This window comes from Acidovorax sp. CF316, from assembly GCF_000276605.1.
In the GTDB taxonomy this organism is placed as follows: Bacteria; Pseudomonadota; Gammaproteobacteria; order Burkholderiales; family Burkholderiaceae_C; genus Acidovorax.
Window position 1 is genome coordinate 1 of the sequence record NZ_AKJX01000209.1, and the last position, 25,719, is coordinate 25,719.

Sequence of the window (25,719 nt, forward strand, 5' to 3'; positions counted from 1 at the left end):
CCCCAGCAGGCCCGCCGCGCCCGCCCCCGCAAGCCCCCCTGTCCCATCCCCCGACCTGCCGCCGCCGGTGCCACCGGTGGCCGCCGCGAGCGCGGTGACGGAGCCCGGCGCGTTGCAGGCCCCGGCCGCGACGCCGCAACCGGAACCCGACCGCGACCCTGCCGCAGCCGACCCCGCCAGCGCATCCACCCCGGCGCCCCCCCCGCCCCCCTCCCCGTTGATGCTGCAGATGCCGGTGGACGTGCGCAACCTGTCCCTGGCGCTGCTGGCCCTGTTTGGCAGCGTGGCGCTGCTGCACTGGGCCAGCGCGGTCTTCATCCCCCTGATGCTCAGCCTCTTGCTGACCACGGCATTGCGCCCTGCCGTCAACGTGCTGCGCCGCTGGCACATTCCCCGCCCGCTGGGCGCCGCCGTGCTGCTGGTCGCGCTGGTGGGCGGCCTGGCCAGCACGGCTTGGTCGCTGAGCGACGGGGCCGTGCAGCTCGTCGACTCGCTGCCCGTGGCCGCCAAGAAGGTGCGCGACAACCTGCGCGCGCGCGCCGGCATGCCCAGCACGCTGGACACCATGCAGAAGGCCGCCGCCCAGATCGAGCAGGCCGCCGCCGAGAACAGCACCGCCGCCCCCGCCCGGCGCGGCGTGCAGCGCGTGGTGGTGGAGCGCCCGCCCTTCAACATCCGCGACTACCTGTGGAGCGGCACCATGGGCCTGGTGTCGGCCCTGGGCCAGCTCACGGTGGTGGTGTTCCTGACCTACTTCGCCCTGGCCTCGGGCAACCTGTTCCGCCAGAAGCTGGTGCGCATCGCGGGCAGCAGCCTGGAGCGGCGCAACATCACCATGCAGGTGCTCGACGACATCACCGGCCAGATCCAGCGCTACCTGCTGGTGCAGGTGTTCACCAGCATCCTGGTGGGCGTGGCCACGGGTTTCGCCTACTGGGCACTGGGCCTGGAGAACGCTGCCGTCTGGGGCGTGGTGGCCGGCGTGCTCAACCTGGCGCCCTACATCGGCTCGGCGCTCACGGCCGGCGCCTCGGCGCTGGTGGCCTTTTTGCAGTTCGGCACCATCGACATGGCCCTGGCCATCGGCGGCGCCTCGCTGGTCATCCACACCCTCATCGGCAACCTGCTCACGCCCTGGCTCACCAGCCGCACCAGCAGCATGAGCCCCGTGGCCGTGTTCGTCAGCGTGCTCGCCTGGGGCTGGCTCTGGGGGCTCTGGGGCCTGCTGCTGGGCATCCCGGTCATGATGGCCGTGAAGGCGGTCTGCGACCGCGTGGAAGACCTGAAAGCGGTGGGCGAGATACTGGGGGATTGAGGCCGGCGGCGCACGGCAAGGTGTGCCGTCACGCCACCGGGGTCGCCACACCTGCCGCGCACCGCTGCACAAAGGCCGGCAGGTCGTCGGCGCCCATCGCACGGCCGTAGTACCAGCCCTGCACCTGCAGGTCCATGCCGCCGGGCAGCGCCTGCAGTTGCGCGGGCGTCTCCACCCCCTCCACCACGATGCCGACCTCCAGGCTCTGGCAGAAGTGCAGCAGGCCCTGCAGCAGGCGCGCGCCCCGCGGTTCGGCGCTGGCGACCACGAAGCTGCGGTCGATCTTGATCGTGTCCACCGCAAAGGCGTGCAGGTAGCTGAGCGACGAGTACCCGGTGCCGAAGTCGTCGATGGCCACTTGGGCACCCACGGCGTGGATGCGGGCGATGGCGTCGCGCATCTGGCCCACGTCCGCGGCCAGCGCATCCTCGGTGATCTCGACGCTGATGCAGCCGGCCGCTGGCGCGATCAACTCCACCAGCCGCCGGCAATGCACGGCTGACATGAGCGTGGGCCCCGTGACGTTGATCGAGATAGGCAGCACGAAGCCCGCGTTGCGCCAGTGCTGGTACTGCTGCAGGGCGGCACCGGCCACCCACAGGTCGACATCCTTCATGAGCCCAGCCTCGGTCAACCACGCCAGGAAAGCCCCGGGGGACTGCGTGCGCCCCCGGGCATCGCGGGCCCTGAGCAGTGCCTCGCAGCCCACGCATTCGCCGGTGCGCGGCGACACCTGGGGCTGGTACTCCAGGAAGAATTCGTACTCACCCATGCGCCGCACCTGGGCCAGCAGTTCCTCGCGCCCCGCCTGCCGCTGCTGCGCCAGCACCACCGGGTCGCTGGCATACAGGCGGCCCTGCTCCTGCAGGCGCGAGAAGGTGGTGTCCAGCCCCGGCAGGTGCACCGTGGTGGCGTTGTGGCGCTCCAGTGCCCGCACTGCCGGCGCATAGATGCAGGCCCCCAGCAGCACCAGCGCCAGCTGCAGCGCAACGGCGGGCCACGCGCCCTGGGTGCTGGCATAGGCGTTGAAGAGCACCGGGGCATTCAGCGGCATGGCCATGGTGGCCACCGGCACCCAGCCCGCCTGCACGGCCGCGAGCGCCAGGCAGGCATTGACGGCCGGCACCAGGATGAACGGCAGCAGCAGGCGCGGGTTGAGTATCAGCGGAATGCCGAACAGCAGCAGCTCGTTCACGTTCAGCAGGGCCATGGGCAGGCTGGCCAGGGCCAGCAGGCGCAGACCGGGGCCGCGCGCGCGCCACAGCACGGCCACCACCAGCGACAGGGTGCCCCCCGCCCCGCCGATGAAGGCAAAGGCCCCCAGCAGTCCGGCGTTGAGCAGGTAGGGTGGCGGCTGGTCCGCCAGCACCTCGATGGCATTCCACCCCACGGCCATCTCCAGCACCTGGAACAGGGGCTGCAGCGCATGGTAGCCATGGATGCCGAAGAACCACAGCAGCGAATTCGTGCCCGTGATCGCCACGGCATTCAGGTAGGGCCGGTCCGGGTCCACCACGTCCAGGGGCAGGCTCCAGTGCGCCAGGCCCTGCCACTGCTGCAGCAGGCCCAGCACCACGACCAGCAGCCCCGCCGTCAGCACGCCGGGAATCACCATGTTCATGGCGTCTTCCACGTTGTCGCTGACCAGGGAGCCGCGCGACAGCTGCAGCCAGCGCACGCGCATCAGCCGGGCCATGATGGGCACGTTGACGATGGGCGAGGCGATGGCGATGAACAGCACCAGCGTGGCGGCGGCACGCGGCTGCCCGCGCAGCAGGTAGGCCGCCAGCGCCACGTAGACAAAGCACAGGAAGGCCACGGGCAGGCGCGGCAGGCTGTGGCGGATGGCCAGCATGTAGCCGATGGAAGCGGCGATCAGCAGCGGCAGGATGCGGCTGATCTCGGCATGCAGGCCGGCCAGCAGGTCGGTGGTCTCGGTGGGCAGGCCCAGCATGCGTGCGAGCACCGACGAGACGAGGAACACCGCCGACACCATGAGGCAGGGCAGCACCCAGAGCAGCCCCTCGCGGATGGCGCGCATGGAATCCGCGCGTGCAACGGCCTGCAGCCGCAGCGACAGCCGCAGCTTCAGGGCAGCCATATCAATGCCCACACCATGCCCTCCCTGCCGCGCACTGCGGTCAGGCCCATGCTAGCAGGCGGGCACCAGGATGGCAAAGTGGCTGAACCCGCTCAGCCAGGCCAGCTCAGCCCGTGTTGCGCAGGCCGGCGGCGATCCCGTTGATCGAGATGTGGATACCGGTCTGCACGCGCTCGTCGCCCTGGCCCGCGCGCCAACGGCGCACCAGCTCGACCTGCAGGTGGTGCAGCGGGTCGATGTAGGGGAAGCGGTGCTTGATGGAACGCGCCAGCGCGGCGTTGTGCGTCAGGCGCTGTTTGTCGCCGGTGATGCGCGTGAGCGCCTCGGCCGTGCGCTGCCACTCGCCCTCGATGGCGGTGAACACCTTCTTGCGCAGGCGCGCGTCGGTCACCAGCTCGCTGTAGCGCGAGGCCAGGGCCAGGTCGCTCTTGGCCAGCACCATGTCCATGTTGGACAGCAGGGTGCGAAAGAACGGCCACTGGCGGTACATCTTCTGCAGCAGCGCCAGCTGCGCCTTGGGGTCCTTGCCCTCGGCATTGACGAAGGCATCTACGGCGGCGCCGAAGCCGAACCAGCCCGGCAGCGTGAGGCGGCACTGCCCCCAGCTGAAGCCCCAGGGGATGGCGCGCAGGTCCTCGATCTTCTGGCTGGCCTTGCGCGATGCGGGGCGCGAGCCGATGTTGAGCTCGGCGATCTCGCGGATCGGCGTGGAGTTGAAGAAGTACTCGGTGAAGCCCGGGGTCTCGTAGACCAGCGCGCGGTAGGCCGCCATGCTGGCCAGCGAGAGCTGCGCGGCGGCCTCCAGGAAGGCCTTGGTGGCCGGCTTGGTGGGCTGCAGCAGCGTGGCCTCGAGCGTGGCGGCGACCAGGGTCTCGAGGTTGCGCCGGCCGATCTCGGGGTTGGCGTACTTGGAGGCGATGACCTCGCCCTGCTCCGTCAGGCGGATCTGGCCGCGCACGGTGCCGGGCGGCTGGGCCAGGATGGCCTGGTAGCTCGGGCCGCCGCCGCGGCCCACGGTGCCGCCACGGCCATGGAACATGCGCAGCTGGATGCCGTGGTTGGTGGCCAGTTCGTCGAACAGCTCCACCAGCGCGATCTCGGCGCGGTACAGCTCCCAGTTGCTGGTGAAGATGCCGCCGTCCTTGTTGCTGTCGGAGTAGCCGAGCATGATGTCCTGCTCGCTACCGCTCCTGTGCACCAGGCCTGCCACGCCGGGCAGGGCATAGAACTCGCGCATGATGGGCGCAGCGTTGCGCAGGTCTTCGATGGTCTCGAACAGCGGCACCACGATCAGGTCGTTGCGTGCGTCGCCGTCCAGCGTGCCGCGCATCAGCCCGACTTCCTTTTGCAGCAGCAGCACTTCGAGCAAATCGCTCACCGTCTCGGTGTGGCTGATGATGTAGTGCCGGATGGCCTCGTGCCCATAGCGCTGGCGCATGGCCAGCGCCGCCTCGAAGATGGCCAGCTCGCCGCGGGCATGGTCCGAATAGCTGGCACCCACCACGCGCAGCGGGCGCGCATCGTTGAGCAGGCGCAGCAGCAGGGCGCGCTTGTCTGTCTCGGCCAGGGTGGAATATGCGGTCTCGATGCGGGCCGTGGCCAGCAGCTCGGCCACCACCTCCTCGTGCTTGTCGGAGCTCTGGCGCAGGTCCACCGTGGCCAGGTGGAAGCCGAAGACCTGCACGGCGCGGATCAGCGGGTGCAGGCGCTCGGCGGCCAATGCCTCGCCATGGTGCGACCGGAGCGATGCCTCGATCACGCGCAGGTCGGCCAGGAAAGCCTCGGCGCTCACATAGGGGTTCTGCGGCGCCACCGCGTGGCGCGCCGCCTCGCCGCCGGTCAGCTCCTTGAGCGACGCGGCCAGACGCGCATAGACGCCGGTCAGAGCGCGACGGTAGGGCTCGTCCTGGCGGTGCTCGTTGGTGTCGGGCGAGCGCGCCGCCAGGGCCTCCATCTCGGCCGAGACCTGCACCAGCCGCGCCGACAGCGACAGCTCGCCACCCAGGTAGTGCACCTCGGTCAGGTAGTGGCGCAGCGCCACCTCGGCCTGGCGGCCCAGGGCGTACTGCAGGGTCTGCGCGGTCACGTTGGGGTTGCCGTCGCGGTCGCCGCCGATCCACTGGCCCATGCGCAGGAAGCTGTGCACGGGGTACTGGCCGAGCTCGCTCTCCAGGTCGGCATAGATCTTGGGGATCTCGCGCAGGAAGGTGGCTTCGTAGTACGACAGGGCGTTCTCGATCTCGTCGGCCACGGTGAGCTTGCTGTAGCGCAAGAGGCGCGTCTGCCACAGCTGGGCCACGCGGGCGCGCAGTTGCGCTTCGTTGGCAGCCAGCTCGCGCGGGGTGAGCGCGTCCTTGGCGGTGTTGTACAGCTGGGCGCGCACCTGGATGTCGTCGCGCGCGGCCAGCAGCTGGGCGATGTCGCGCTCGGCATCGAGGATGCTCTTGCGCTGCACCTCGGTCGGGTGGGCCGTGAGCACCGGCGCAACATAGCTGCCGGCCAGGGTCTGCGAGATGGTCTTGGGCGCGATGCCGGCCCAGCGCAGGCGCGACAGGGCGACCTCGATGCTGCCCTCCTGCGTGTCGCCCGCACGCTCGTGCACGGCGCGGCGGCGGATGTGGTGGCGGTCCTCGGCCAGGTTGGCCAGGTGGCTGAAGTAGGTGAAGGCGCGGATCACGCTCACCGTCTGGTCACCCGACAGGGACTTGAGCAGCTTCTTGAGCGCGCGGTCGGCCTCCTGGTCGGCATCGCGACGGAAGGCCACGGAGAGCTTGCGCACCTGCTCCACCAGCTCGTAGGCGGCCACGCCCTCCTGGTCCCGGATCACGTCCCCCAGAATGCGGCCAAGCAGGCGGATGTCGTCAATCAGGGGCTGGTCCTTGTCGGATCGTTTCATGCGAGGGTCTCCGGGAATGGGGGGCGGCGGCCTGCAGGCATCACCCTGCTAGTGCGGGCGCATGCTAGCATCGCCCGCCCCTGAATGATTACAAACAGGTTACGAATCTTGAGCTCCGCCGCGCGCCCCCTGCCCCATCCCATCATCATCGCCACGCGCGAAAGCCGCCTGGCCCTGTGGCAGGCCGAGCACGTGCAGGCCCTGCTGCAGGCCCGCGGCCACACCGTGGAGCTGTTGGGCATGACCACCAAGGGCGACCAGATCCTGGACCGGTCGCTGTCCAAGGTGGGCGGCAAGGGCCTGTTCGTCAAAGAGCTCGAAGTGGCGCTCGAAGAGGGCCGCGCCCACATCGCCGTGCACTCGCTCAAGGATGTGCCCATGGAGCTGCCCGAGGGCTTTGCCCTGGCCTGCGTGATGGAGCGCGAGGACCCGCGCGATGCCTTTGTCTCCCCTCGCTACGCCTCCCTGGACGAACTGCCCCAGGGCGCCGTGGTCGGCACCTCCAGCCTGCGCCGCCAGGTGCTGCTGCAGGCGCTGCGGCCCGACCTGAAGATCGAGCCGCTGCGCGGCAACCTGGACACGCGCCTGCGCAAGCTCGACGAAGGCCAGTACGACGGCATCGTGCTCGCGGCCGCCGGCCTCAAGCGCCTGGGATTGGAATCACGCATCCGCCTGGCTTTCGAGCCCACCACCATGCTGCCCGCGGCCGGCCAGGGCGCGCTGGGCATCGAGGTGCGTAGCGAGCGGCAGGACCTCATCGCCGCGCTGGCGCCGCTGGCCCACCAGGCCACCTGGCTCACCGTGGCCGCCGAGCGCGCCGTGAGCCGCGCCATGGGCGGCAGCTGCTCCATGCCCCTGGCGGCGCATGGCACCCTGGGCGCCAACGGCACGCTGCAGCTCGACGCGGCTTGGGGCGACCCCGAAGACGCCAACGCACCCTTGGTGCGCGCCCAGGCCAGTGCATCCGTGGCCACCCTGGCCCAGGCCGAGGCCCTGGGCGACGAGATCGCCCGGCGCCTGCGCGCGGGTGGTGCACGGGGCGTGGACCCCGCCTCCACCGCTGGCTGACATGCCCTCCACAGCGCCCCGGGTGATCGTCACGCGCCCCGAGCGCGAGGCGGCACAGTGGGTGGCAGAGCTCACCGCGCGCGGATGGGCCGCCACGGCCCTGCCGCTGATCGCCATCGGCCCCTGTACCGACCCCTTGGCCCAGCAGGCCATGGCCGCTGCGCGCCAGCGCCTGGACCTGGCACACGGCTACCGTGCACTGATGTTCGTGAGCAGCAATGCAGCGCTGCATTTCCTGCATGGCGCCCCGCCCCTGCCGGCCGGCACCCGCGCCTGGGCCCCCGGCCCGGGCACGGCGCGCGCATTGGAGCAGTTGGGCGTACCGCCCGCGGCCATCGATGGCCCCGCTGCCGATGCCCCGCAGTTCGACTCCGAATCGCTCTGGCAGCAGGTGGGCGCCCAAGTGCGGCCTGGCGACCGCGTGCTCATCGTGCGCGGCCGCTCGGCCGGGGTGCATGAGTCGTCCGAGGGTTCGGGCCGCGACTGGCTGGCGCGCCAGGTGCAGGCCGCGGGCGGCCAGGTGGACTGGGCTGTGGCCTACGAGCGCGCAGCCCCCCGGTTCACCCCTGACCAGGCAGCGCTGGCAGAGGCCGCCCTCCAGGACGGCTCGCTGTGGCTGCTGAGCAGCTCCGAGGCTGTGGCCCACCTGGCCGAGGCCCTGCCCGGCCGGTCCTTTGCACCGGCACGGGCCCTGGCCACGCACCCGCGCATCGCCCAGACCGCGCGCGCCATGGGCTTTGGCCATGTAAGGGAGTGTCGTCCGGCGCTGGAAGACGTGGTGGCCTCGATAGAATCGGCCCCATGAGTTCCGCGCCACCCCACGACCTGCCCACTGCAGCCCCCTCCACCCCCGCCGCAGCCGCTGCGCAACCGCCTGCAGTGGTGGTGCGCGGCAGCAGCCTGCCCACCCTGCTGGCGGGCGTGCTGGCCGTGGCGGCCGTGGCCAGCAGCGGGCTGCTGTGGCAAAAGCTGAGCGTGATCCAGGAGCAGCTGGCGCGCCAGTCAGCCGACTCGGGCGCCCTGGCGATCGAGGCGCGCACCATGGCCCGCCAGGCCGAAGAGCTGGTGCGCGAGACCGCCGCCCGCCTCTCCGTGGCCGAAGCCCGCGTGAGCGAAGTGGCCCTGCAGCGCAGCCAGCTCGAGGAATTGATGCAGAGCCTGTCGCGCTCGCGCGACGAAAACCTGGTGGTGGACATCGAATCCGCCATCCGCCTGGCGCAGCAGCAGGCCCAGCTCACGGGCAGCCTGGACCCGCTGCTGGCAGCGCTCAAGACCGCCGACCAACGCATCGAGCGCGCCGCCCAGCCACGCCTGGCGCCCGTGCAGCGCGCCATCGGCCGGGACATCGAGCGCATCAACCGGGCCCAGGTGACCGACACCGCCGGCCTGCTGGCGCGCCTGGACGATCTGGTGCGCCAGGTGGACGAGCTGCCCGTGCTCAACGCCGTGGCCCAGGCCGCAGCCAGCCGGCGCCTGATCGCCTCGGCCCCTGCCGGCGCCGCACCCAGTGCGGACACGCCCTGGTGGCAGGCCACGCTGCAGCGCAGCTGGGAGGTGGTGCGCGACGAGGCCCGCAACCTGGTGCGCGTGAGCCGGGTGGACCAGCCCGAGGCCATCCTGCTGGCACCCGAGCAGACCTTCTTTCTGCGCGAGAACCTCAAGCTCAAGCTGCTCAATGCGCGCCTGGGTGTGCTGGCGCGGCAGTTCGACTCGGCCCGCGCCGACCTCGCCGCAGCCACCGCCGCCGTCAACAAGTATTTCGACCCGGCCTCGCGCCGCACGCAGACGGCCGCCACGGTGCTGCAGCAGGCACAGGCCGGCATGAAGGCCGCCGAACTGCCGCGCCCGGATGAAACACTCTCCGCCCTGGCCACGGCCGCGGCGGGGCGCTGAAAGAGGGCAGCACGCATGCGCGCAGCACTCTGGCTCCTGGCGTTGTTTGGCGTGGCCGTCGCGGCTGCGCTGTTTGCGGGCAACAACCAGGGCACCGTCACCCTCTACTGGCCCCCGTACCGGGTCGACCTGTCGCTGAACATGGTGGTTCTGCTGCTCGTGGGCGGCTTCGTCACCGTGCATGCCGCCCTGCGGGCCCTGGCGGCCCTGCTGGAGCTGCCGCACCAGGCGCGCCGCTGGCGCGTGCAGCAAAAGGAACGCGCCATGCACAGCGCGCTGCTCGACGCCATGACGCACCTGCTGGGCGGGCGCTTCATCCGTTCGCGCAAGGCGGCCGTGGCCGCACTGGCCCAAGAAAACGCGCTGGCCGCCGCGGGCGAATCGGTGCCGCACAGCCACCAACTGCGCTCGCTGGCCCACCTGGTGGCGGCCGAAGGCTCCCATGCCCTGCAGGACACCGCCACGCGCGACAGCCACCTGCAGCGCGCGCTCGAAGACGCGCCCGCACGCGGCACCGCGCTGGAGCAGGAGCTGCGCGAGGGCGCCCAGATGCGCGCCGCGCGCTGGACGCTGGACGACCGCGACGCCGATGCCGCCCTCGAATGGCTGGCCTCCCTGCCCCAGGGCGCCGCACGCCGCACCCTGGCGCTGCGCATCAAGCTCAAGGCCACGCGGCTGGCCCGCCGCACCCAGGAGGCGCTGGACACGGCCCGCCTGCTGGCCAAGCACCGCGCCTTCTCACCCACGGCAGCGCAGAGCATCGTGCGCGGCCTGGCCACCGAACTCATCCACAGCGCCCATGACACAGCCCAGCTGCGCCGCGTCTGGGACGACCTGGAAACCGCCGAGCGCAACATGCCCGAGCTGGCCATCCAGGCCGCGCAGCGCATGGCCGCCCTGGGCGGCGATGCCGGCCAGGTGCGCGCCTGGCTACAGCCGGTATGGGAACGCATGGTGGAACTGCCCGACGCGCTGGCCGAACACCATGCCCTGAAGCTGGTGCGCGCGCTCGAGTCGGGCCTGGACGCCGTGGACGCCGCCTGGCTGGCCCGCATCGAAGCCGCCCAGCAGGCCAACCCGCGCGATGCGCGCCTGCAGTACCTGGCCGGCATGGCCTGCCTCAAGCGCCAGCTCTGGGGCAAGGCCCAGCAGCTGCTGACCCAGGCGGCCCACCAGCTGTCCGACGCCAGCCTGCGCGCCAGCGCCTGGCGCCACCTGGCGGAACTGGCCGAGCAGCGGGGCGACGAGCCCGCCGCCGCCGAGGCCTGGAAAAAAGCCGCGCTCGCGCGCTGACCGGGCAGGCGAGGGTGCCCGCCCATCCCCCGGCCATCTACCGGCCATCCCTCAGCGCCCACCTTTTGGCAAACAAGAGGGAACTTTGAGCGCAAACCCCCTGTCAATTCAGTTTTTTTGAACTGAAGCATCAATCCTGCTGAAGCCGAACGCGCTGGCAGCTTCCTACACTGCGCTCATCGCGGAGCCTTGTGCGCACGGCACAGGGTGCGGCGTGCGGGGCAGCGACGGATGCGCCAGCCCGAAAAACCTGCTCCCACCGCCTGCTGCCTACCTCTGCCCGCCACCCCACTGCCGATCCCACCACGATGCCCCACTCCACGCCGCCCTCCGCCAGTCGACTGGCCCGCTACACCCGCACCGCCATGCTGATGCACTGGGTGCTGGGCCTGGCCCTGATCGGCGCCTTCTGCGTCGGCCTGTACATGACCAGCCTGCCCTTCTCGCCAGCGCGTCTCAAACTCTACAACTGGCACAAATGGGCCGGGGTCACCATCCTCACGCTGTCCGTGCTGCGCATCCTGTGGCGCGCGACGCACCGGCCGCCGGCCCTGCCGACCGCCATGGTCCAGGCCATGCCGCGCTGGCAGGCCCTGGCGCACCACGCCACGCACGGCCTGCTGTACCTGCTGTTCCTGGCCGTGCCGCTGATCGGCTGGGCCTACAGCTCGGCGGCGGGCTTTCCCATCGTCTTCCTGGGCCTGTGGCAACTGCCCGACTTCGTGCCCGTGAACAAGGAACTGGCCGAGGCCATCAAGCCCTGGCACCTGTACACCGCCTGCACCATGGCCGCCCTGGTGGTGCTGCACGTGGCTGCCGCGCTCAAGCACCAATTCATCGACCGCGACGGCCTGATCGGCCGCATGCTGCCCGGCCCGCGCTGAGCCCTCCCTCCCCCCTTCCCGTTCTTTCGCACCGATTTTTCAGGAGCCTCCATGCAAGCATCTTCCTTCGTCTCGAGCCTCGTGCTGGGCGCCGCCGTGCTGGCCGCGCCGTCCGCCTTCGCACAGCAGCAACTGGTCCCCGCGCAGAGCGAGGTGCAGTTCACCGCGCGCCAGATGGGCGTGCCGCTCGAGGGCCATTTCAAGAAGTTCGATGCCAAGGTGGCGTTCGATCCGGCCAAGCCCGACACCAGCAAGATCAGCTTCACCGTGGACACCGGCAGCGCCACGCTGGGCTCGCGCGAGACCGACGCCGAGCTGCCCAAGGCCACCTGGTTCAACGTGCCCAAGTTCCCGCAGGCCGCGTTCGAATCCACCACCATCAAGGCGCTGGGCGGCGGCAAGTTCGAAGTGGCCGGCAAGCTCACCATCAAGGGCAATGCGCAGAACGTGGTCGTGCCCGTGACGCTGGCCCAGAGCGGCGCCACCACCACGGCCACCGGCACCCTGCCGATCAAGCGCCTGGCCTTCAAGATCGGCGAGAACGAGTGGGCCGACACCTCCATGGTGGCCGACGACGTGACCGTCAAGTTCAAGCTCGCGCTGACCGGCGTGGCCAAGCTCTGATCACCGTACCCTTTCCTTTCGCGTTTCCTTTCCCTTGACCCTTCCTTTTTCAGGAGTTGTTTACATGCGCAAGTCTTCGTTCGCCCTGCTCGCCCTGGCCGCAGCCGCCGTTCTGTCCACGGGCGCAGCCCAGGCCCAGAGCGCCGCGTACGCCATCGATCCGACGCACACCTTCGTGACCTTCGAGATCGGCCACTTCGGCGCCACGACCAACCGCGGCCGCTTCGACAAGAAGGAAGGCACCGTGCAGTTCGACCGCGCCGGCAAGACCGGCAAGGTGGAGATCACCGTGGACACCACCTCCATCAACTCGGGCACGCCTCCCTTCGACAAGCACCTGCAAAGCGCTGACATCTTCAACGCCGCCAAGTACCCGACCATCAAGTTCGTCTCCGACAAGTTCACCTTCAACGGCGACAAGGTCAGCGAAGTGAGCGGCCAGCTGACGCTGCTGGACAAGACCAACCCCGTGACCCTGAAGGCCACGCAGTTCACCTGCTACCAGAGCCCCATGCTCAAGCGCGAAGTCTGCGGCGGCGACTTCGAAGCCACCATCGACCGCACCCAGTGGGGCCTGGACTACGGCGTGCAGTACGGCTTCCCCAAGACCGTGCGCCTGGTGGTGCAGATCGAAGCCATCAAGCAGTAATCCACCACGGGCCTTCCGGTCCGCACAAGCCACCCGCGGCATGGCCGCGGGTGGCTTTTTTCATGCCAGGCGGGCATCGGGCCGCCAGCCTTCGGCATGCCATGCCCAGACATGCGTGGGCGCCAGCGCCGACAGGAAGTGCAGGTCGTGCGAGACCACCAGCAGGGCTCCCGTGAAACCCTGCAGCGCTGCCTGCAAGGCCTCCACCGAGGCCAGGTCCAGGTGGTTGGTGGGCTCGTCCAGCAGCAGCATCTGCGCCGGCTCGCCGCCCCACAGCGCGCAGGCCAGCGCGGCCTTGGTGCGCTCGCCGCCGCTGAGCACGCCCGCGGGCCGCTGCACGCGGTCGGCATCCAGCCCCAGCTGCGCCAGGCGTGTGCGCAAGGTGGCCTCGGGCAGGGGCGAGCCCAGTTCGGCCAGGCGCTGCAGCAGGCTCGCGTGCGGCGGCAGCAGTTGCGCGTTGTGCTGGTCCAGCCAGGCCGCGCGCACGCCGCGCACCACCCGGCCCGAGGCAGGTGCCACCTGCCCGGCCACCAGGCGCAGCAGGGTGCTTTTGCCGCAGCCATTGGGACCGGTGATGGCAATGCGCACCGGGCCGTGCCATGCGCCGTCGATGGGCGCCAGCGTGGGCGGCGCGAACGGCGCGCGCACCTGCTCCAGCGCCAGCACCTGCTTGCCGGCGGGCACCGTGCTCTGCGGCAGGGCCAGCGCCACGGGGGTGGGGGCCGGGGCCTGTCGCACGGCCTCGCGCACGGTCGCATCCAGCTGGTCGCGCGCCTCCTGCTGGCGCTCGTGCTCGCGCCCGGCATGGGCTTCGGCACTGTTCTTCATGCGGCCCAGCAGGATGGGCGCGAGGTTGGCCGTGCGCCCCACCCGGCGCCCCTGCGCGGCGCGGCGCTGCTGCGCTTCGTGGTCACGCTGCAGCGCCTTGCGGCCCCGCTCGCGCTCGGTGCGAGCATGGTCGAGCGCCGCCTGCGCTGCGGCCCGCTCCTGGTCCCGCTGCGCCGCATACAAGGCCCAGTTCCCTCCGTAGCGCCGCAGCCCGGCGGGCGCCAGTTCCACGATGGCATCCACCACGCCCAGCAGTTCCCGGTCATGGCTGGCCACGACCGCACCGCCCTGGCGTGCGGCCAACTGGTCCAGCAGCCAGCGCCGTGCACGGCGGTCCAGGTGGTTGGTGGGTTCGTCGAGCACCAGCACCTGGGCGTCCGAGACAAAGGCCCCGGCCAGCGCCACGCGCATGCGCTCGCCGCCGCTCAGGCGGGCCGCATCGCCGTCGCCTGGCAGGTGCCCCAGGCCCAGCGCCAGCAGGGCGCGCTGCCAGCGCGCGGGCAGGTCCCACTGGCCATCGGCCTGCAGCAGGTCCTCGGGCCTGCCCTGGCCCGCCTCCAGGCGCTCCAGCGCGCGCAGCACGGGTGCCAGGCCCGCCAGGTCGGCCACGGTGCTGTCGGGGCCGCCCTGCACCTCCTGCGCCACGGCATGCAGGCGTGCGCTGTGCAGCACGGTGCCGGCAGTGGGCTGCAGCCGGCCCAGCAGCAGTTGCAGGAACACGCTCTTGCCCACGCCATTGGCGCCCACGATACCCGCGGTGCCGGCGCCCAGGGCCAGCGTCAACGGGGCGTTCCACAGCGGCTGGCCATCGGGCAGCACCCAGGTGACGTCCTGGAACTGGAGCGGGGAAAAGGAAGAAAAGGAGGAAGCGGCGGCAGCCCTGCTGCCGCCACGGGCGCGGGGGCCCGAAAAATCGTTGGTCGTCGCCATGCCTGAAGCACTCCACGGTCACCACACAACCGCACCTGTGCCAAGGCCAGGGCGGAACAGCGTGAAAGCGGGCTTACAGGCGCATCGGTGAAGACACCTCGGGTGGTTTGGCGAGGAGCGCAATGTACCGCAAATACCCACGCATTCAAAATTCTCTTTACGTAAATCAATTACGAATAGTAGAATTTCACCACCGACCAAGGAGACAACGCATGAATGCCGTTCTGAAGCCCGACCTCGCCAGCCTGCCCGCACCTGCTGCCGTCCAGCAGCTGCACCATTACGCCTATAAGGCGCGCGACGCCGAGGAAACCCGCCAGTTCTACGAAGACATCCTGGGCCTGCCGCTGTACCACATCATCCAGAGCGACTACGTGCCCAGCACGGGCGAGTACTGCCCCTACACGCATTTCTTCTTTCGCCTGAAGGACGGCTCTTTCATCGCCTTCTTCGACCTGGGTGACGACGTGAAGGCCGAGCCTTCGCCCAACACGCCGCTGTGGGTCAACCACATCTCGTTCCGCGTGGACACGGTGCAGGAACTGGAAAACACCAAGGCGCGCCTGGAAGCCTTCGGCATCGAGGTGTTGGGCGTGACCGACCACCACATCTTCAAGAGCATCTACTTCTTCGACCCCAACGGCATCCGCCTGGAGCTGACCGCGCAGCTCGCCGATGCACAGGCCATGGAAAAGGACAGCACCGTGGCCCACGCCCGCCTGAAGGAATGGACGGCCCGCAAGGAGCAGTGGCGCAAGGAGCGCGCCGAGGGCAAGGCGGCCGAGCCGCTCAAGCCCCAGAGCAACGACCGGCCGGAATTCGCCAAGGGCTGAAGCCTGCCCCGCCGCAAAAGGAAAAGGTGCCACCCTTTCGGGCGGCGCCTTTTGCATTGCTGCACAGGCCGGTAGCTACGCAGCGTCCAGCTCCGCCAGCAGGTCGCTGGTGGTGGCGGCTTCGAGCAGCGCGCGCGTATAGGGCTGCTGCGGCCGGTCGAAGATGTCGGCCACGCTGCCCTCTTCGACGATGCGGCCGTTCTCCATCACGATGATGCGGTCGGCGATCTCGGACACCACGGCCAGGTTGTGCGAGATGAACAGGCAGCCGAAGCCGCGCTCGGCCTGCAGGCGCCTGAGCAGCTCCAGCACCTGCTTCTGGATCGTCATGTCCAGGGCCGAAACGGGCTCGTCGGCCACCACGAAGGCGGGCTTGCGCACCAGGGCGCGCGCAATCGCCACGCGCTGGCGCTGGCCGCCCGACAGGGCATGCGGGTAGCGTTCGCCAAAGCCGGCCAGGCCCACCTCGGCCAGCATGGCATCCACCGTGGCCTGCAGGGCATCGCGCGTGAGCAGCGGGCCGTGGCGCAGCGGCTCGGCGACGATGTCGCGCACGCGCTGGCGCGGGTCGAGCGAAGAGTACGGGTCCTGGAACACCAGCTGGCAGGCCAGCCGGAACTCGCGCCGCCCGGCAGCATCGGCCTGGCCCAGCGAAGTGCCGCGAAAGCACACGTCGCCGCCCGCCACGGGCAACAGGCCGGTCATGGCGCGGCCCAGTGTGGTCTTGCCCGAGCCCGAGCCCCCCACCACGGCCACCACCTCGCCCGGCTGGATGGCCAGCGACACCCCGCGCACCGCCAGCTTGGGCGCGGCCTTGGACAGCCAACCCTGGCGCGCGCCCGGAAAGCTCACATGCACGTCCCGGGCCTCGATCAGCGGCGCCTGCACGGGGCGCGCCGGGCGCTGGGCGCTGCGCTGGGGCAGTGCCTCGATGAGGCTTCGGGTATAGGCCTGGCGCGGCGCAGTAAGCACACTGCGCACCGCGCCGGCCTCGACCAGCCGGCCCTTTTCGAGCACCACCACCGACTGCGCGTAGCGCGCCACCAGCCCCAGGTCGTGCGTGATCAGCAGCACCGCCGTGCCCTCGGTGCGCGTGAGCTCGGCCATGATCTCCATCACCTCGCGCTGGCTCAGCGAATCGAGCGCCGTGGTGGGCTCGTCGGCGATCAACAGGCGTGGCTTGAGCAGCATGACCGAGGCCAGCATGATGCGCTGGCGCATGCCGCCCGAGAACTGGTGCGGGTAGGCGGCCAGGCAGCGCTCGGGGTCGGCGATCTGCACGCGGCGCAGCATGGCGATGGCGCGCTCGCGCGCCTGGGCCGTGCTCACCTTCTCGTGCAGGCGCAGGCCCTCGAAGAGCTGCTCGGCAATGGTCATCGCGGGGTTGAGCGAGACCATGGGCTCCTGGAACACCATGCCCACGTCGCAGCCGCGCAAAGCGCGCAGCGACTGCGCCGACAGCGTGCCCACGTCGCGGCCCTGCAGCAGCACGCTGCCGCCGCTCTGGCGCACCTGGGGCGGCAGCAGGCCCATCACGGCACGCCCGGCCATGGTCTTGCCGCTGCCCGACTCGCCCACCAGGGCCACCACGCCACCGGCGGGCACGTCGAAGGAGACGGCGTCCAGCAGCGGACGGGCGTGGGGGCCGTGCACCGTGAGCTCACGCACGGACAAGAGCGGCAACGGGTTCTTCTCGGTCGTCATGTCGGTTCTTTCCGCCAAGGGGTAGGACGATGGCCGCATCAGCGGTGCTCCATGCGCGGGTCGAGCCAGTCGCGCAGCGCATCGCCCAGCAGGTTCACGCCGAGCAGCGTGAGCGCGATGCAGGCACCGGGCGCAATGCCCAGCCAGGCGGCGGTCTCGATGTAGGGCCGGCCCGAGGCCAGCATGTTGCCCCAGGTGGGCGCGGGCGGCGGCACGCCCAGGCCCAGGAAGCTCAGCGCGCTCTCGGCCAGGATGACCCAGCCGAACATCGACGTGGCCAGCACCACCAGGGGCGCCACGCAGTTGGGCAGGATGTGCGCGAACACCGTGCGCAGGCCGGAGTTGCCGATGACCTCGGAGGCCTCGATGTACTCCTTCTCGCGCAGCGACAGCACCGAGCCGCGCACCACGCGCACCGCCGTGGGTGCATAGGCCAGGCCCAGCGCGACGATGATGCCCCACTGGTTGGCGCCCACGATGACCATCACGCCCAGGGCCAGCAGGATGCCGGGGAAGGCCAGCATGGCATCGTTGAAGACCATCAGCACCCGGTCCAGCCAGCCGCGGAAGTAGCCGGCCACCAGGCCGATCACCACGCCCAGCACCAGCGCCAGCGCCACGGTGAGTGCGGCCACCACCAGGCTGGTGCCGGCCCCGGCCATCAGGCGCGAGAGGATGTCGCGGCCGAATTCGTCGGTGCCCAGCAGGTAGGTGCCCGAGGGCGGCTGCAGCCGCTGGCGCAGCGCCACGCCCATGGGGTTGTAGGGGGTCCAGAACACCGACAGCAGGGCCATGGCGCCCACCAGCGCCACCAGCAGGCCCCCGACCAGGGCATTGGTACGCAGACGTTTCATCAAGCGCTTGATCATCATCATGACGCGGACACCCGGGGATCGAACAGGGGATAGCACAGGTCCACCACGAGGTTGACGAGCACGTAGATGGCGGCCGTGAACAGCAGGCAGCCCTGCACCACGGGGTAGTCGCGCGCAAAGATCGCGTCCACCAGCAGGCGGCCCAGGCCGGGCAGGGTGAACACCGTCTCCAGCACCGCGATGCCGCCCAGCAGGTTGCCGAGCACCAGGCCGATCATGGTCCAGGTGGGCGCAAACGCATTGGGCAGCACATGGCGCAGCAGCACGCGCCGCTCCGACAGGCCCTTGGCGCGCGCATGGGTCACGTACTCCAGGCGCAGCACCTCCACGGCGCTGGCGCGCGCCATGCGGGTCAGGATGCCGAGCTCGATCAGCGCTAGGGTGATGGTCGGCAGCACCAGGAAGGACAGCGCCGAGCGCCAGTCCTCGCTGAAGGGCACGTAGCCCACCACCGGCACCAGGCCGAGCTTGAGGCCCACGAACAGCAGCAAGAGCAGGCCCAGCCAGAAGCTCGGAATGGACAGGAAGAACGTGGCGGCGGCCACCACCATGGTGTCGAGCACGCTGTTCTGCTTCCACGCGGCCAGCAGGCCGGCGGGCACGGCCAGCAGCGCGGCCAGGGCCACGGCCACGAGCACGATGGCGGCACTCACCTGGAAGCGCTCGAGCAGCAGCGGCAGCACGGCCTCGCCGCTGGTGATGGAGTGGCCCAGGTCGCCCTGCAGCATCTTGCCGAGCCACAGCGTGAACTGCACGGGGATCGGCCGGTCGAGCCCGAACTGGGCATGCAGGTCGGCCAGTTGCTCGGGCGTGGCGCTGTCACCGAGGATGAGCAGCGCCGGATCGCCCGGCACCAGGCGCATGAGCACGAAGACCATCAGGCTCACGAGAAACAGGGTCGGCAGCGTCCACAGCAGGCGCCGGCCGACATAGGCGGGGAAGGAGGAACCCATGGTGTGTGAATCCGGTCAGCAGGCCATCGGCTTCACGGGGCGCGCAGCGCCACGCCCCAGGCCCGCGGCGTACCCAGCGCCCAGCCCTTGTAGCCCTTGGCGTAGGAGCGGGCGGCACTGGTGTTCACGGCCGAGTACATGAAGATCGCCGGCACATCCTCGCGCATGCGGGCTTCGAGCCTGTCGAACAGGGCCTGGCGCTGGGCCACGTCGCTGGTTTCCATGCTCTTGGCCAGCAGTTCGTGCGCCAGGGGTTCATCCCACACCTTGCGCGGCTGCTTGTCCTTGGGGCCGGTCACCATCTCGTACGACAGGGCCGGGTCGAGCCGGGCCGAGAAGGTGAAGGCCATGGCCTGGTAGCTGCCCTTGGTGTAGCGGTCGAGCAGCGTGGCCCAGTCGAGCACCTCGACCTCGGCCTTGATGCCCGCCTCCTGCACCATGGCCTGGGTCAGCACGGCGATGTTGAACACGCTGTTGTAGCGCTTGGTGGCCAGGATCTTGATGGGCTCGCCCTTGTAGCCGGCCTCGGCCAGCAGCTTTTTGGCCAGCGCCAGGTTGCGCGGCGGCACCGCCGCCTGCGGCTTCTTGTAGAAGGCGCTGGGCGTGGGCACGACCGAGCGGCTGGGCGGGGCATTGCCCGAGGTGACGGCGGCCACCAGCTCGGGCATGTCGAGCGCGAGCGCGATGGCGCGGCGGATGCGCGCGTCCTTGAGCAGCGGGTCGCGCGTCTGGAACAGCAGGCCCTGCACGTTCATGGTGGCCTGGGTTTCCATCAGCACGTCCTTGCGGCCCTTGTACTCGGCCATGTCCTCGTCGTTGATGTCGTAATTCAGGTCGATCCCGCCCGAGAACAGCGCGGCCTTGGCGGCCGAGGCATCGGGGATGATGATGAAGCGCACCTTGGGCGTCTCGGCGATCTTGGCGCCGGTGTTGCCGTCGCGCGGGCCGGGCAGCGCGGCATAGCCGTCGTTGCGCAAGAGCTCGATGTACTGGCCGCGCTTCCACTCCCCGAGCTTGTAGGGCCCGGTGGCCACGGGCTCGCGCCACTTGCCGTCGGCCTCGAGCGAGCTGCGGTGGTAGATGCCGGTGCCGCCGCAGTCCACGCGCGCCAGCGTCGCCAGGAACAGGGCCGAGGGCTTGTCCAGCGTGTAGACCACGGTGGCGGCATCGGGCGCCTCCACCTTGACCACCTTGGCCAGGCCGCGCCCGTCGAACTCGGCCAGGCAGCGCCAGTTGTTGGCCGGGACCATGTAGCGGTTCCAGGCGAAGAGCACGTCATCGGCCGTGAGCGGCGCGCCGTTGTGGAATTTCACGCCCTGGCGCAGCTTGAAGGTGTAGGTCTTGCCGTCGGCCGAGGTGCTGACCGACTGGGCCAGCAGCGGCGCCACGGAGGCGTCCTCGCGGTAGGCCACCAGGCCTTCGAGCAGGTGCATCATCACCGCGTCGGTGTTGTTGTCGCGGTTGACGCCGGGGTCGGTGGAGCGGATGTCGGCATTCAGGCGGATGCGCAGGGTATCGGCCTGCGGCTGGGCCTGGGCCAGGCCGAACGTGCACAAGCCGGCGAGCAGGGCCAGGCCTCTGGACAGCCAGCGCGAGGGGGCAGTAGTCATCTCGGGGTCCTTTCTTCGGGGGGCAGGCGAGCGGAGGGGCGGCGGGCGCGCTCAGGCCAGCGCCAGCTGGCGCTCCAGGTCCAGGCGGTAGGCCTGGAAACTGCGGCTGAGCGCGGGCAGCATGGCCACCTCCATCTCGCCCAGGGCCGGCTCCATCACCACCATGGCCACGGTGGCCGAGAGGTTGCTGCTGGAGTTGGGGCGCGGCGGGCGGCACACCGACCAGGGCGACTGGAAGTCGTCGAACAGCGCGGCCTTGATGTGCTCGCGCGTAAGCGCACCGATGTGCGGCTCGACCAGCGCGCGCACGCGCAGGTCGCGGTAGAGCGAGTCGGGCGTGTTCACGATGCCCATGTCCTTGACCTTGGCCAGCGCGATCGGGCTCTGGAAGTGGTTGGCATGCACGATGACGCCGCGCTCCGGGTGGATCTGGAAGGTCTCGTCGGGCGCGCACTCGAAGTCGATGGCCACGCCGGTGGCATGCGAGACCATCACGTTGTTGGACGCCGACTTGGGCGTGCAGTAGACGATGCGCATGGCCAGGGCCAGCTGCACCTGCTCCAGCGCCTTGCGGCGCAGCAGGGCCAGCGGCACGCCGAGCTGGCGGTAGTCACGGTCGGACTCCAGGTAGTTGGCGGTGATGGAGATGCCCGCAGAATTCATGCCCGAGCGGGCCAGCCCCCCGGCTTCGGTGAAGGTCAGGATGTCCGGGCCATCGTCGCGCAGCACACGCAGCACCACGGCGGTCTCGGCGCACTCGGCCTTCCAGTCCCAGTTCTGGGCATGGATCACGCGGCCCGAGGCCGTGGCTTCGGGCATGGCCACCACGCCGGTGCAGCCATCGGGGTCGATCTGCGCGGGCTGGCCCTTGCGGCGGCGGTCGGCGAGCTTGAGGATCTCGGTGCGCGCATTGAGCATCACCACGGCCTCGTACGACACGCCGGCCCCCTCGGCGATGCCCCGCATCTCGTCGAGGTAGGACGCATCGAAGGCCTCGATGGTGGGCTCGAAGGTCTTCACCAGCGTGCCGATCTCGGGCCAGCCGAGTTGGCTGCCCTCCAGCTGGGTGGAGTAATGTTCGATACCGCGCAGGATGCGCGCCTTGGCCTGTTCGCCATACTGGCGGCCACGCTCGCGCGGTGCACCGCGCACCTCGATCAGCGGGCAGGAAGGAATGGGCTGCTGGGCGCCCCAAGGGAAAGTCTGGTCCATGGCGATGGGTGGAGTGAGCGATCATCGATCGATGGATTGAATTGTATTTTGTAGAATAAAAAACATCAACTGTTTCAAGCTATGGTTTCTACCCCCCTGCATCTGGAGCTGGCCGACCGCATCAGCCGCCTCATCCACGAGGACGGCCTGGCAGCCGGTGCGCGCCTCAATGAAAACCAGCTCGCCGAGCGCCTGGGCGTCTCGCGCACGCCGGTGCGCGCAGCGCTCGACCACCTCGCGCAGCAGGGCTTTGCCGAGCGCAAGCCGCACCGCGGGGTGGAACTGCTGCAGGTACCGCCCCTGCCCGCGCCCGCCCGCGAGGCGGCCGACGGCAGCGACGAACTGCTCAGGCGCATCGCCTACGACCGCCAGCATGGCAACCTGGGCGAGTACGTCTCCGAGAAGGAACTGATGGAGGCCTATGACCTGGGCCGCCCGGCCATCCGCAACGCGCTGGAGCGCCTGGCCGACCTGGGCGCCATCGAGCCCAAGCTTGGCTACGGCTGGCGCTTTGCCACGGGCGCCTGGGACGCCAGCGTGCGCCACGAGAGCTACCGCTACCGCATGGTGATCGAGCCCGCGGCCATCCGCGAGCCCGGATTTGCCTTGCCTGCCGCCTGGGCGAAGGACATGCGCCAGCAGCACGAGGCGTTTCTGCGCACGCTGTCGGAGGAGTCGTCGAGCATCGCCTTCTTCGAGATGAATGCGGCCTTCCACGAAGGGGTGGCCGCTGCCTCGGGCAACCGTTTCTTCCATATGGACATCCAGCGCCAGAACCGCCTGCGCCGCCTGTCCAACTACGACTGGAAGTACGGCCGCGAGCGCATGGAGGTGAACTGCCGCGAGCACCTGGAGATGCTGGACCGCCTGCAGGCGGGCGACCAGGAACTGGCTGCCTTGCTGATGCTGCGCCATCTGGACGTGGCCAGCCGTTTGCGACCTCCGAAGCTGACTCCCCCCTGAGGCGCTACGCGCCTTCCCCCCTGAGGGGGGACGCCGCCAGCGCATGGGCTGGAAACGCCGCCTTTGCGGCGGGGCGGCCCTTGCGCGGGGGCACTGGGCTGGATCGCGTCAGTTATTGCAACCCACCCGAATTGATTTTTGTTTAAACAAAAAACATAATGACGGAAATTGCAGCCCTCACCGAAAGCCCCATGACCTCTGCCCCCCACCCCAGCGCCCCCAACGACACCGCCTTCTGGCTCCCTTTCACCGCCCAGCGCCAGTTCCAGCAGCAGCCCATGCTGTTCACCGCCGCCCAGGGCATGCACTACACCACCGACGATGGCCGCCAGGTGCTCGACGCCATGGCCGGCCTGTGGTGCTGCAACGCCGGCCACGGCCAGCCGCGCATCACCGAGGCGATCCGCGAGGCCGCGGGCCGCATGGACTTCGTCTCGTCGTTCAAGATGAGCCACCCGGCCGCCTTCACGCTGGCCCGGCGCATCGCCGACCTGGCGCCGAGCGGCATGGACCATGTGTTTTTCACCAACTCGGGCTCCGAGGCGGTGGACACGGCCCTCAAAATCGCGCGCGCCTACCACCAGGCGCGCGGCGATGCGCGCCGCACCCTGCTGGTGGGCCGCGCCAAGGGCTACCACGGCATGGGCTTCGGTGGCCTGTCGGTGGCCGGTATCGGGCGCCACAAGCGCGACTTCGGCCCGCTGCTGCCCGACACCGCCCACCTGCCCCTGCCCTACGACGCGGACGCGCGCTTCTCGCGTGGCCAGCCGGCCACGGGCGCGCACTACGCAAATGCGCTGGAGCAGCTGTTCCTGGTGCACGACCCGGCCACCATCGCGGCCGTGATCGTCGAGCCCGTGACAGGCTCGGGCGGCGTGTACCCGCCGCCCGTGGGCTACCTGCAGCGCCTGCGCGAGCTGTGCACGCAGCACGGCATCCTGTTGATCTTCGACGAGGTCATCACCGGCTTTGCGCGCGTGGGCGCCGCCTTCGGGGCCCAGGCCTTCGGCGTCACGCCGGACCTGATCTGCTGCGCCAAGGGCATGACCAACGGTGCCGTGCCCATGGGTGGCGTGGTCGCGGGCAATGCGGTCTACGAGGCCTTCATGCAGGGCTCGACCAGCATGATCGAGCTGTTCCACGGCTACACCTACTCGGCCCACCCGCTGGCCTGCGCGGCCGGCCTGGCCACGCTGGACGTGCACGAGGGACTGGGTCTGGCCGCGCGCGTGCAGGCCATCGCCCCGGTGTGGGAGGCCGCACTGCACGCCCTGCGCGATGCGCCGCACGTGGTGGACGTGCGCAACATCGGCCTTCTGGGTGCCGTGGACCTGGCGCCGCGCGCTGGCGCCGCCGGTGCACGCGGCAATGCCGTGCATGCGGCCTGCTTCGAGGCCGGCGTGCTGATCCGCAACTCGGGCGACACGCTGGTGCTTTCGCCCCCGCTGGTGATCAGCGAGGCACAGATCCACGAGGTAGCGGACAGCATCCGCGCGGCGCTTCAGACCATCGCCTGAGCACCATGCAGGAACACCGCAACTTCTACATCGATGGCGCCTGGGTACCCGCCCTGGGCACGCGCACGCAGGACGTCATCGACCCCAGCACCGAACAGCCCGTGGCGCGCATCGCGCTGGGCGATGCACGCGACCTCGACCATGCGGTGGTTGCCGCGCGCCGCGCCTTCCCGGCATGGGCCGCCCAGGGCCGGGAACAGCGCCTGGCCGTGCTGCACGCCGTGATCGCCGCCTACGAAAGCCGCATGGACGAGATCGCCATGGCCATCTCGCTGGAGATGGGGGCCCCCATCACGCTGGCCCGCCAGGCGCATGCGGTGGCGGGCCTGTCGCACCTGAAGCAGGCGGCCCGGGTGCTGGCGGGCTATGCCTTCGACGAGGTGGTGAACCGCACCCGGGTGGCGCGTGAGCCGATCGGCGTGTGCGGCCTGATCACGCCCTGGAACTGGCCCATGAACCAGATCGCCTGCAAGGTGGCGCCCGCGCTGGCCGCGGGCTGCACCGTGGTGCTCAAGCCCAGCGAGACGGCGCCGCTGTCGGCCCTGCTGTTCGCGCAGGTGCTGCATGCAGCGGGGGTGCCGCCGGGCGTGTTCAACCTGGTCAACGGCGACGGGCCGGGCGTGGGCGCGGCCATGGCGGCGCATGCCGACATCGACATGGTTTCCTTCACCGGCTCCACGCGTGCCGGCGTGGCCGTGGCCAAGGCGGCGGCGGACACCGTCAAGCGCGTGGCGCAGGAACTGGGTGGCAAGTCGCCCCACATCGTGGTGGACGGCGTCGACCTGCCGGCCACGATCCGCCAGGCGGCGCTGCAGTGCTTTCGCAACAGCGGCCAGTCGTGCAATGCGCCCACGCGCCTGTTGGTGCCCGCGCACCTGCACGATGCCGCCACGGCCATCGCGGTGGACGTGGCGCAGTCGCTGCGCATGGGCGATCCGCGCGACGCGGCCACCACGCTCGGCCCGGTGGCCAACGCCGTGCATTACGGCAAGGTGCGCGAATGCATCGCCACCGGCCTGCACGAAGGCGCACAGCTCGCCACCGGCGGGCTGGAGCGGCCCCCAGGCCTGGAGCAAGGCTATTTCGTGCAGCCCACGGTGTTTGCCAACGTGCGCAACACCCTGGCCATCGCGCGCGAGGAAATCTTCGGCCCGGTGCTTTGCATCCTGCCCTATGGCAGCGAGGAAGAGGCCATCGCGATCGCCAACGACACGGTCTACGGCCTGTCGGCCTGTGTGAGCGCGCCCGACCTGGACCATGCCCGCCGCATCGCCCGGCGCCTGCGTGCCGGCATGGTGCATATCAACGGGGCCCGGGCCGACCACGCGGCGCCGTTCGGCGGCTACCGGCAGTCGGGCAACGGCCGCGAATGGGGCCGCCTAGGTTTCGAGGAGTATCTGGAGACCAAGTCCATGTTCGGGTACGAGGAGCCTGAGGCATAAACGCAGCGGCGTCTTTCACTCGGGGGTTGCGCTTCCCCTTGGCGCATGCAACTGGCACGGCCCAGGCCAGCGCCCCCGCGCAAGGGCCGCCCCGCCGCGCTGGGGGCGTCCCCCTCCCGACTCGCGCAG

Annotated in this window: 20 protein-coding genes; 12 read left to right on the plus strand and 8 right to left on the minus strand. The window is 70.1% G+C overall.

The window, feature by feature from the left end:
- Positions 1 to 1,315 (plus strand): AI-2E family transporter (locus PMI14_RS25825; protein WP_007858950.1); only part of this gene is annotated, 1,315 nt, incomplete at its 5' end.
- Between the two features lie 28 nt (positions 1,316 to 1,343).
- On the opposite strand, the gene PMI14_RS25830 is transcribed toward PMI14_RS25825, so the two are convergent.
- Positions 1,344 to 3,416: an EAL domain-containing protein gene (locus PMI14_RS25830; RefSeq protein ID WP_007858951.1), complete on the minus strand. Its 2,073-nt coding sequence runs from the start codon at positions 3,414 to 3,416 to the stop codon at positions 1,344 to 1,346.
- Positions 3,417 to 3,522: 106 nt separating this feature from the next.
- Entirely contained in the window at positions 3,523 to 6,312 is a 2,790-nt protein-coding gene (gene ppc / locus PMI14_RS25835) for a phosphoenolpyruvate carboxylase (protein WP_007858953.1), read from the minus strand.
- A gap of 84 nt (positions 6,313 to 6,396) precedes the next feature.
- Between ppc and hemC the strand changes: the two genes are divergently transcribed.
- The 7 genes from hemC to PMI14_RS25870 all read left to right on the plus strand — a co-directional run bounded on the left by hemC (position 6,397) and on the right by PMI14_RS25870 (position 12,723).
- On the plus strand, positions 6,397 to 7,380 hold the full coding sequence (gene hemC / locus PMI14_RS25840) for a hydroxymethylbilane synthase (RefSeq protein ID WP_052024499.1): 984 nt from the start codon (positions 6,397 to 6,399) through the stop codon (positions 7,378 to 7,380).
- Position 7,381: 1 nt separating this feature from the next.
- The gene (locus tag PMI14_RS25845) at positions 7,382 to 8,185 is read left to right on the plus strand and encodes a uroporphyrinogen-III synthase (protein WP_007858957.1); all 804 of its coding nucleotides are present in this window, start codon (positions 7,382 to 7,384) and stop codon (positions 8,183 to 8,185) included.
- Positions 8,182 to 9,273, plus strand: a complete 1,092-nt coding sequence (locus PMI14_RS25850; protein WP_007858959.1) for a uroporphyrinogen-III C-methyltransferase — start codon at positions 8,182 to 8,184, stop codon at positions 9,271 to 9,273. Before PMI14_RS25845 ends, PMI14_RS25850 begins: the two co-directional genes overlap by 4 nt.
- A 15-nt stretch (positions 9,274 to 9,288) precedes the next feature.
- The gene (locus tag PMI14_RS25855) at positions 9,289 to 10,566 is read left to right on the plus strand and encodes a heme biosynthesis HemY N-terminal domain-containing protein (RefSeq protein ID WP_007858961.1); all 1,278 of its coding nucleotides are present in this window, start codon (positions 9,289 to 9,291) and stop codon (positions 10,564 to 10,566) included.
- A 308-nt stretch (positions 10,567 to 10,874) separates the two neighbouring features.
- Complete coding sequence (locus PMI14_RS25860) at positions 10,875 to 11,450, plus strand: cytochrome b (RefSeq protein WP_007858963.1); 576 nt, start codon at positions 10,875 to 10,877, stop codon at positions 11,448 to 11,450.
- Positions 11,451 to 11,501: 51 nt separating this feature from the next.
- Complete coding sequence (locus PMI14_RS25865) at positions 11,502 to 12,074, plus strand: YceI family protein (protein WP_007858965.1); 573 nt, start codon at positions 11,502 to 11,504, stop codon at positions 12,072 to 12,074.
- A 64-nt stretch (positions 12,075 to 12,138) separates the two neighbouring features.
- Positions 12,139 to 12,723 carry a YceI family protein gene (locus tag PMI14_RS25870; protein ID WP_007858967.1) on the plus strand — a complete coding sequence of 195 codons (585 nt, stop codon included), beginning with the start codon at positions 12,139 to 12,141 and terminating at the stop codon, positions 12,721 to 12,723.
- A gap of 60 nt (positions 12,724 to 12,783) precedes the next feature.
- Here the strand turns inward: PMI14_RS25870 and PMI14_RS25875 are convergent, their stop codons facing one another.
- Positions 12,784 to 14,481 carry an ABC-F family ATP-binding cassette domain-containing protein gene (locus tag PMI14_RS25875; protein WP_007858969.1) on the minus strand — a complete coding sequence of 566 codons (1,698 nt, stop codon included), beginning with the start codon at positions 14,479 to 14,481 and terminating at the stop codon, positions 12,784 to 12,786.
- A gap of 212 nt (positions 14,482 to 14,693) precedes the next feature.
- Here PMI14_RS25875 and PMI14_RS25880 point away from each other — a divergent pair, with 212 nt between their 5' ends.
- Positions 14,694 to 15,314, plus strand: coding sequence for a VOC family protein (locus PMI14_RS25880; RefSeq protein ID WP_007858971.1), 621 nt, complete (start codon positions 14,694 to 14,696; stop codon positions 15,312 to 15,314).
- A 75-nt stretch (positions 15,315 to 15,389) separates the two neighbouring features.
- Here the strand turns inward: PMI14_RS25880 and PMI14_RS25885 are convergent, their stop codons facing one another.
- The 5 genes from PMI14_RS25885 to PMI14_RS25905 are packed head-to-tail and all read right to left on the minus strand — an operon-like array spanning position 15,390 to position 21,668.
- Complete coding sequence (locus PMI14_RS25885) at positions 15,390 to 17,018, minus strand: ABC transporter ATP-binding protein (protein WP_052024500.1); 1,629 nt, start codon at positions 17,016 to 17,018, stop codon at positions 15,390 to 15,392.
- Between the two features lie 38 nt (positions 17,019 to 17,056).
- Positions 17,057 to 17,872: an ABC transporter permease gene (locus PMI14_RS25890; RefSeq protein ID WP_035205771.1), complete on the minus strand. Its 816-nt coding sequence runs from the start codon at positions 17,870 to 17,872 to the stop codon at positions 17,057 to 17,059.
- A gap of 17 nt (positions 17,873 to 17,889) precedes the next feature.
- Positions 17,890 to 18,846 carry an ABC transporter permease gene (locus tag PMI14_RS25895; protein WP_007858982.1) on the minus strand — a complete coding sequence of 319 codons (957 nt, stop codon included), beginning with the start codon at positions 18,844 to 18,846 and terminating at the stop codon, positions 17,890 to 17,892.
- Positions 18,847 to 18,878: 32 nt separating this feature from the next.
- Positions 18,879 to 20,456, minus strand: coding sequence for an ABC transporter substrate-binding protein (locus PMI14_RS25900; protein ID WP_007858984.1), 1,578 nt, complete (start codon positions 20,454 to 20,456; stop codon positions 18,879 to 18,881).
- Between the two features lie 51 nt (positions 20,457 to 20,507).
- On the minus strand, positions 20,508 to 21,668 hold the full coding sequence (locus PMI14_RS25905; RefSeq protein ID WP_007858986.1) for a C45 family peptidase: 1,161 nt from the start codon (positions 21,666 to 21,668) through the stop codon (positions 20,508 to 20,510).
- Positions 21,669 to 21,749: 81 nt separating this feature from the next.
- On the opposite strand from PMI14_RS25905, the gene PMI14_RS25910 reads away from it, so the two are divergent.
- From PMI14_RS25910 to PMI14_RS25920, 3 genes are all read left to right on the plus strand, one after another.
- A complete protein-coding gene (locus PMI14_RS25910; RefSeq protein WP_007858988.1) occupies positions 21,750 to 22,631 on the plus strand; it encodes a GntR family transcriptional regulator in 882 nt (293 codons plus the stop codon).
- A 191-nt stretch (positions 22,632 to 22,822) separates the two neighbouring features.
- Positions 22,823 to 24,148 (plus strand): aminotransferase class III-fold pyridoxal phosphate-dependent enzyme, encoded by a 1,326-nt coding sequence (locus tag PMI14_RS25915; RefSeq protein WP_035205777.1) that lies wholly within the window; start codon positions 22,823 to 22,825, stop codon positions 24,146 to 24,148.
- A 5-nt stretch (positions 24,149 to 24,153) separates the two neighbouring features.
- Positions 24,154 to 25,590, plus strand: a complete 1,437-nt coding sequence (locus tag PMI14_RS25920; RefSeq protein ID WP_007858992.1) for an aldehyde dehydrogenase family protein — start codon at positions 24,154 to 24,156, stop codon at positions 25,588 to 25,590.
- Positions 25,591 to 25,719: the final 129 nt, after the last annotated feature.

Excerpts from the sequence above, each read along its gene's own strand:
- PMI14_RS25890 (WP_035205771.1), bottom strand. The coding sequence starts at position 17,872 with ATGAAACGTCTGCGTACCAATGCCCTGGTCGGGGGCCTGCTGGTGGCG.
- PMI14_RS25905 (WP_007858986.1), bottom strand. The coding sequence starts at position 21,668 with ATGGACCAGACTTTCCCTTGGGGCGCCCAGCAGCCCATTCCTTCCTGC.
- PMI14_RS25875 (WP_007858969.1), bottom strand. The coding sequence starts at position 14,481 with ATGGCGACGACCAACGATTTTTCGGGCCCCCGCGCCCGTGGCGGCAGC.
- PMI14_RS25860 (WP_007858963.1), top strand. The coding sequence starts at position 10,875 with ATGCCCCACTCCACGCCGCCCTCCGCCAGTCGACTGGCCCGCTACACC.
- hemC (WP_052024499.1), top strand. The coding sequence starts at position 6,397 with ATGATTACAAACAGGTTACGAATCTTGAGCTCCGCCGCGCGCCCCCTG.
- PMI14_RS25845 (WP_007858957.1), top strand. The coding sequence starts at position 7,382 with ATGCCCTCCACAGCGCCCCGGGTGATCGTCACGCGCCCCGAGCGCGAG.
- ppc (WP_007858953.1), bottom strand. The coding sequence starts at position 6,312 with ATGAAACGATCCGACAAGGACCAGCCCCTGATTGACGACATCCGCCTG.
- PMI14_RS25915 (WP_035205777.1), top strand. The coding sequence starts at position 22,823 with ATGACCTCTGCCCCCCACCCCAGCGCCCCCAACGACACCGCCTTCTGG.
- PMI14_RS25885 (WP_052024500.1), bottom strand. The coding sequence starts at position 17,018 with ATGACGACCGAGAAGAACCCGTTGCCGCTCTTGTCCGTGCGTGAGCTC.
- PMI14_RS25855 (WP_007858961.1), top strand. The coding sequence starts at position 9,289 with ATGCGCGCAGCACTCTGGCTCCTGGCGTTGTTTGGCGTGGCCGTCGCG.
- PMI14_RS25830 (WP_007858951.1), bottom strand. The coding sequence starts at position 3,416 with ATGGCTGCCCTGAAGCTGCGGCTGTCGCTGCGGCTGCAGGCCGTTGCA.
- PMI14_RS25880 (WP_007858971.1), top strand. The coding sequence starts at position 14,694 with ATGAATGCCGTTCTGAAGCCCGACCTCGCCAGCCTGCCCGCACCTGCT.
- PMI14_RS25850 (WP_007858959.1), top strand. The coding sequence starts at position 8,182 with ATGAGTTCCGCGCCACCCCACGACCTGCCCACTGCAGCCCCCTCCACC.
- PMI14_RS25865 (WP_007858965.1), top strand. The coding sequence starts at position 11,502 with ATGCAAGCATCTTCCTTCGTCTCGAGCCTCGTGCTGGGCGCCGCCGTG.
- PMI14_RS25920 (WP_007858992.1), top strand. The coding sequence starts at position 24,154 with ATGCAGGAACACCGCAACTTCTACATCGATGGCGCCTGGGTACCCGCC.
- PMI14_RS25870 (WP_007858967.1), top strand. The coding sequence starts at position 12,139 with ATGCGCAAGTCTTCGTTCGCCCTGCTCGCCCTGGCCGCAGCCGCCGTT.
- PMI14_RS25900 (WP_007858984.1), bottom strand. The coding sequence starts at position 20,456 with ATGACTACTGCCCCCTCGCGCTGGCTGTCCAGAGGCCTGGCCCTGCTC.
- PMI14_RS25895 (WP_007858982.1), bottom strand. The coding sequence starts at position 18,846 with ATGGGTTCCTCCTTCCCCGCCTATGTCGGCCGGCGCCTGCTGTGGACG.
- PMI14_RS25910 (WP_007858988.1), top strand. The coding sequence starts at position 21,750 with ATGGTTTCTACCCCCCTGCATCTGGAGCTGGCCGACCGCATCAGCCGC.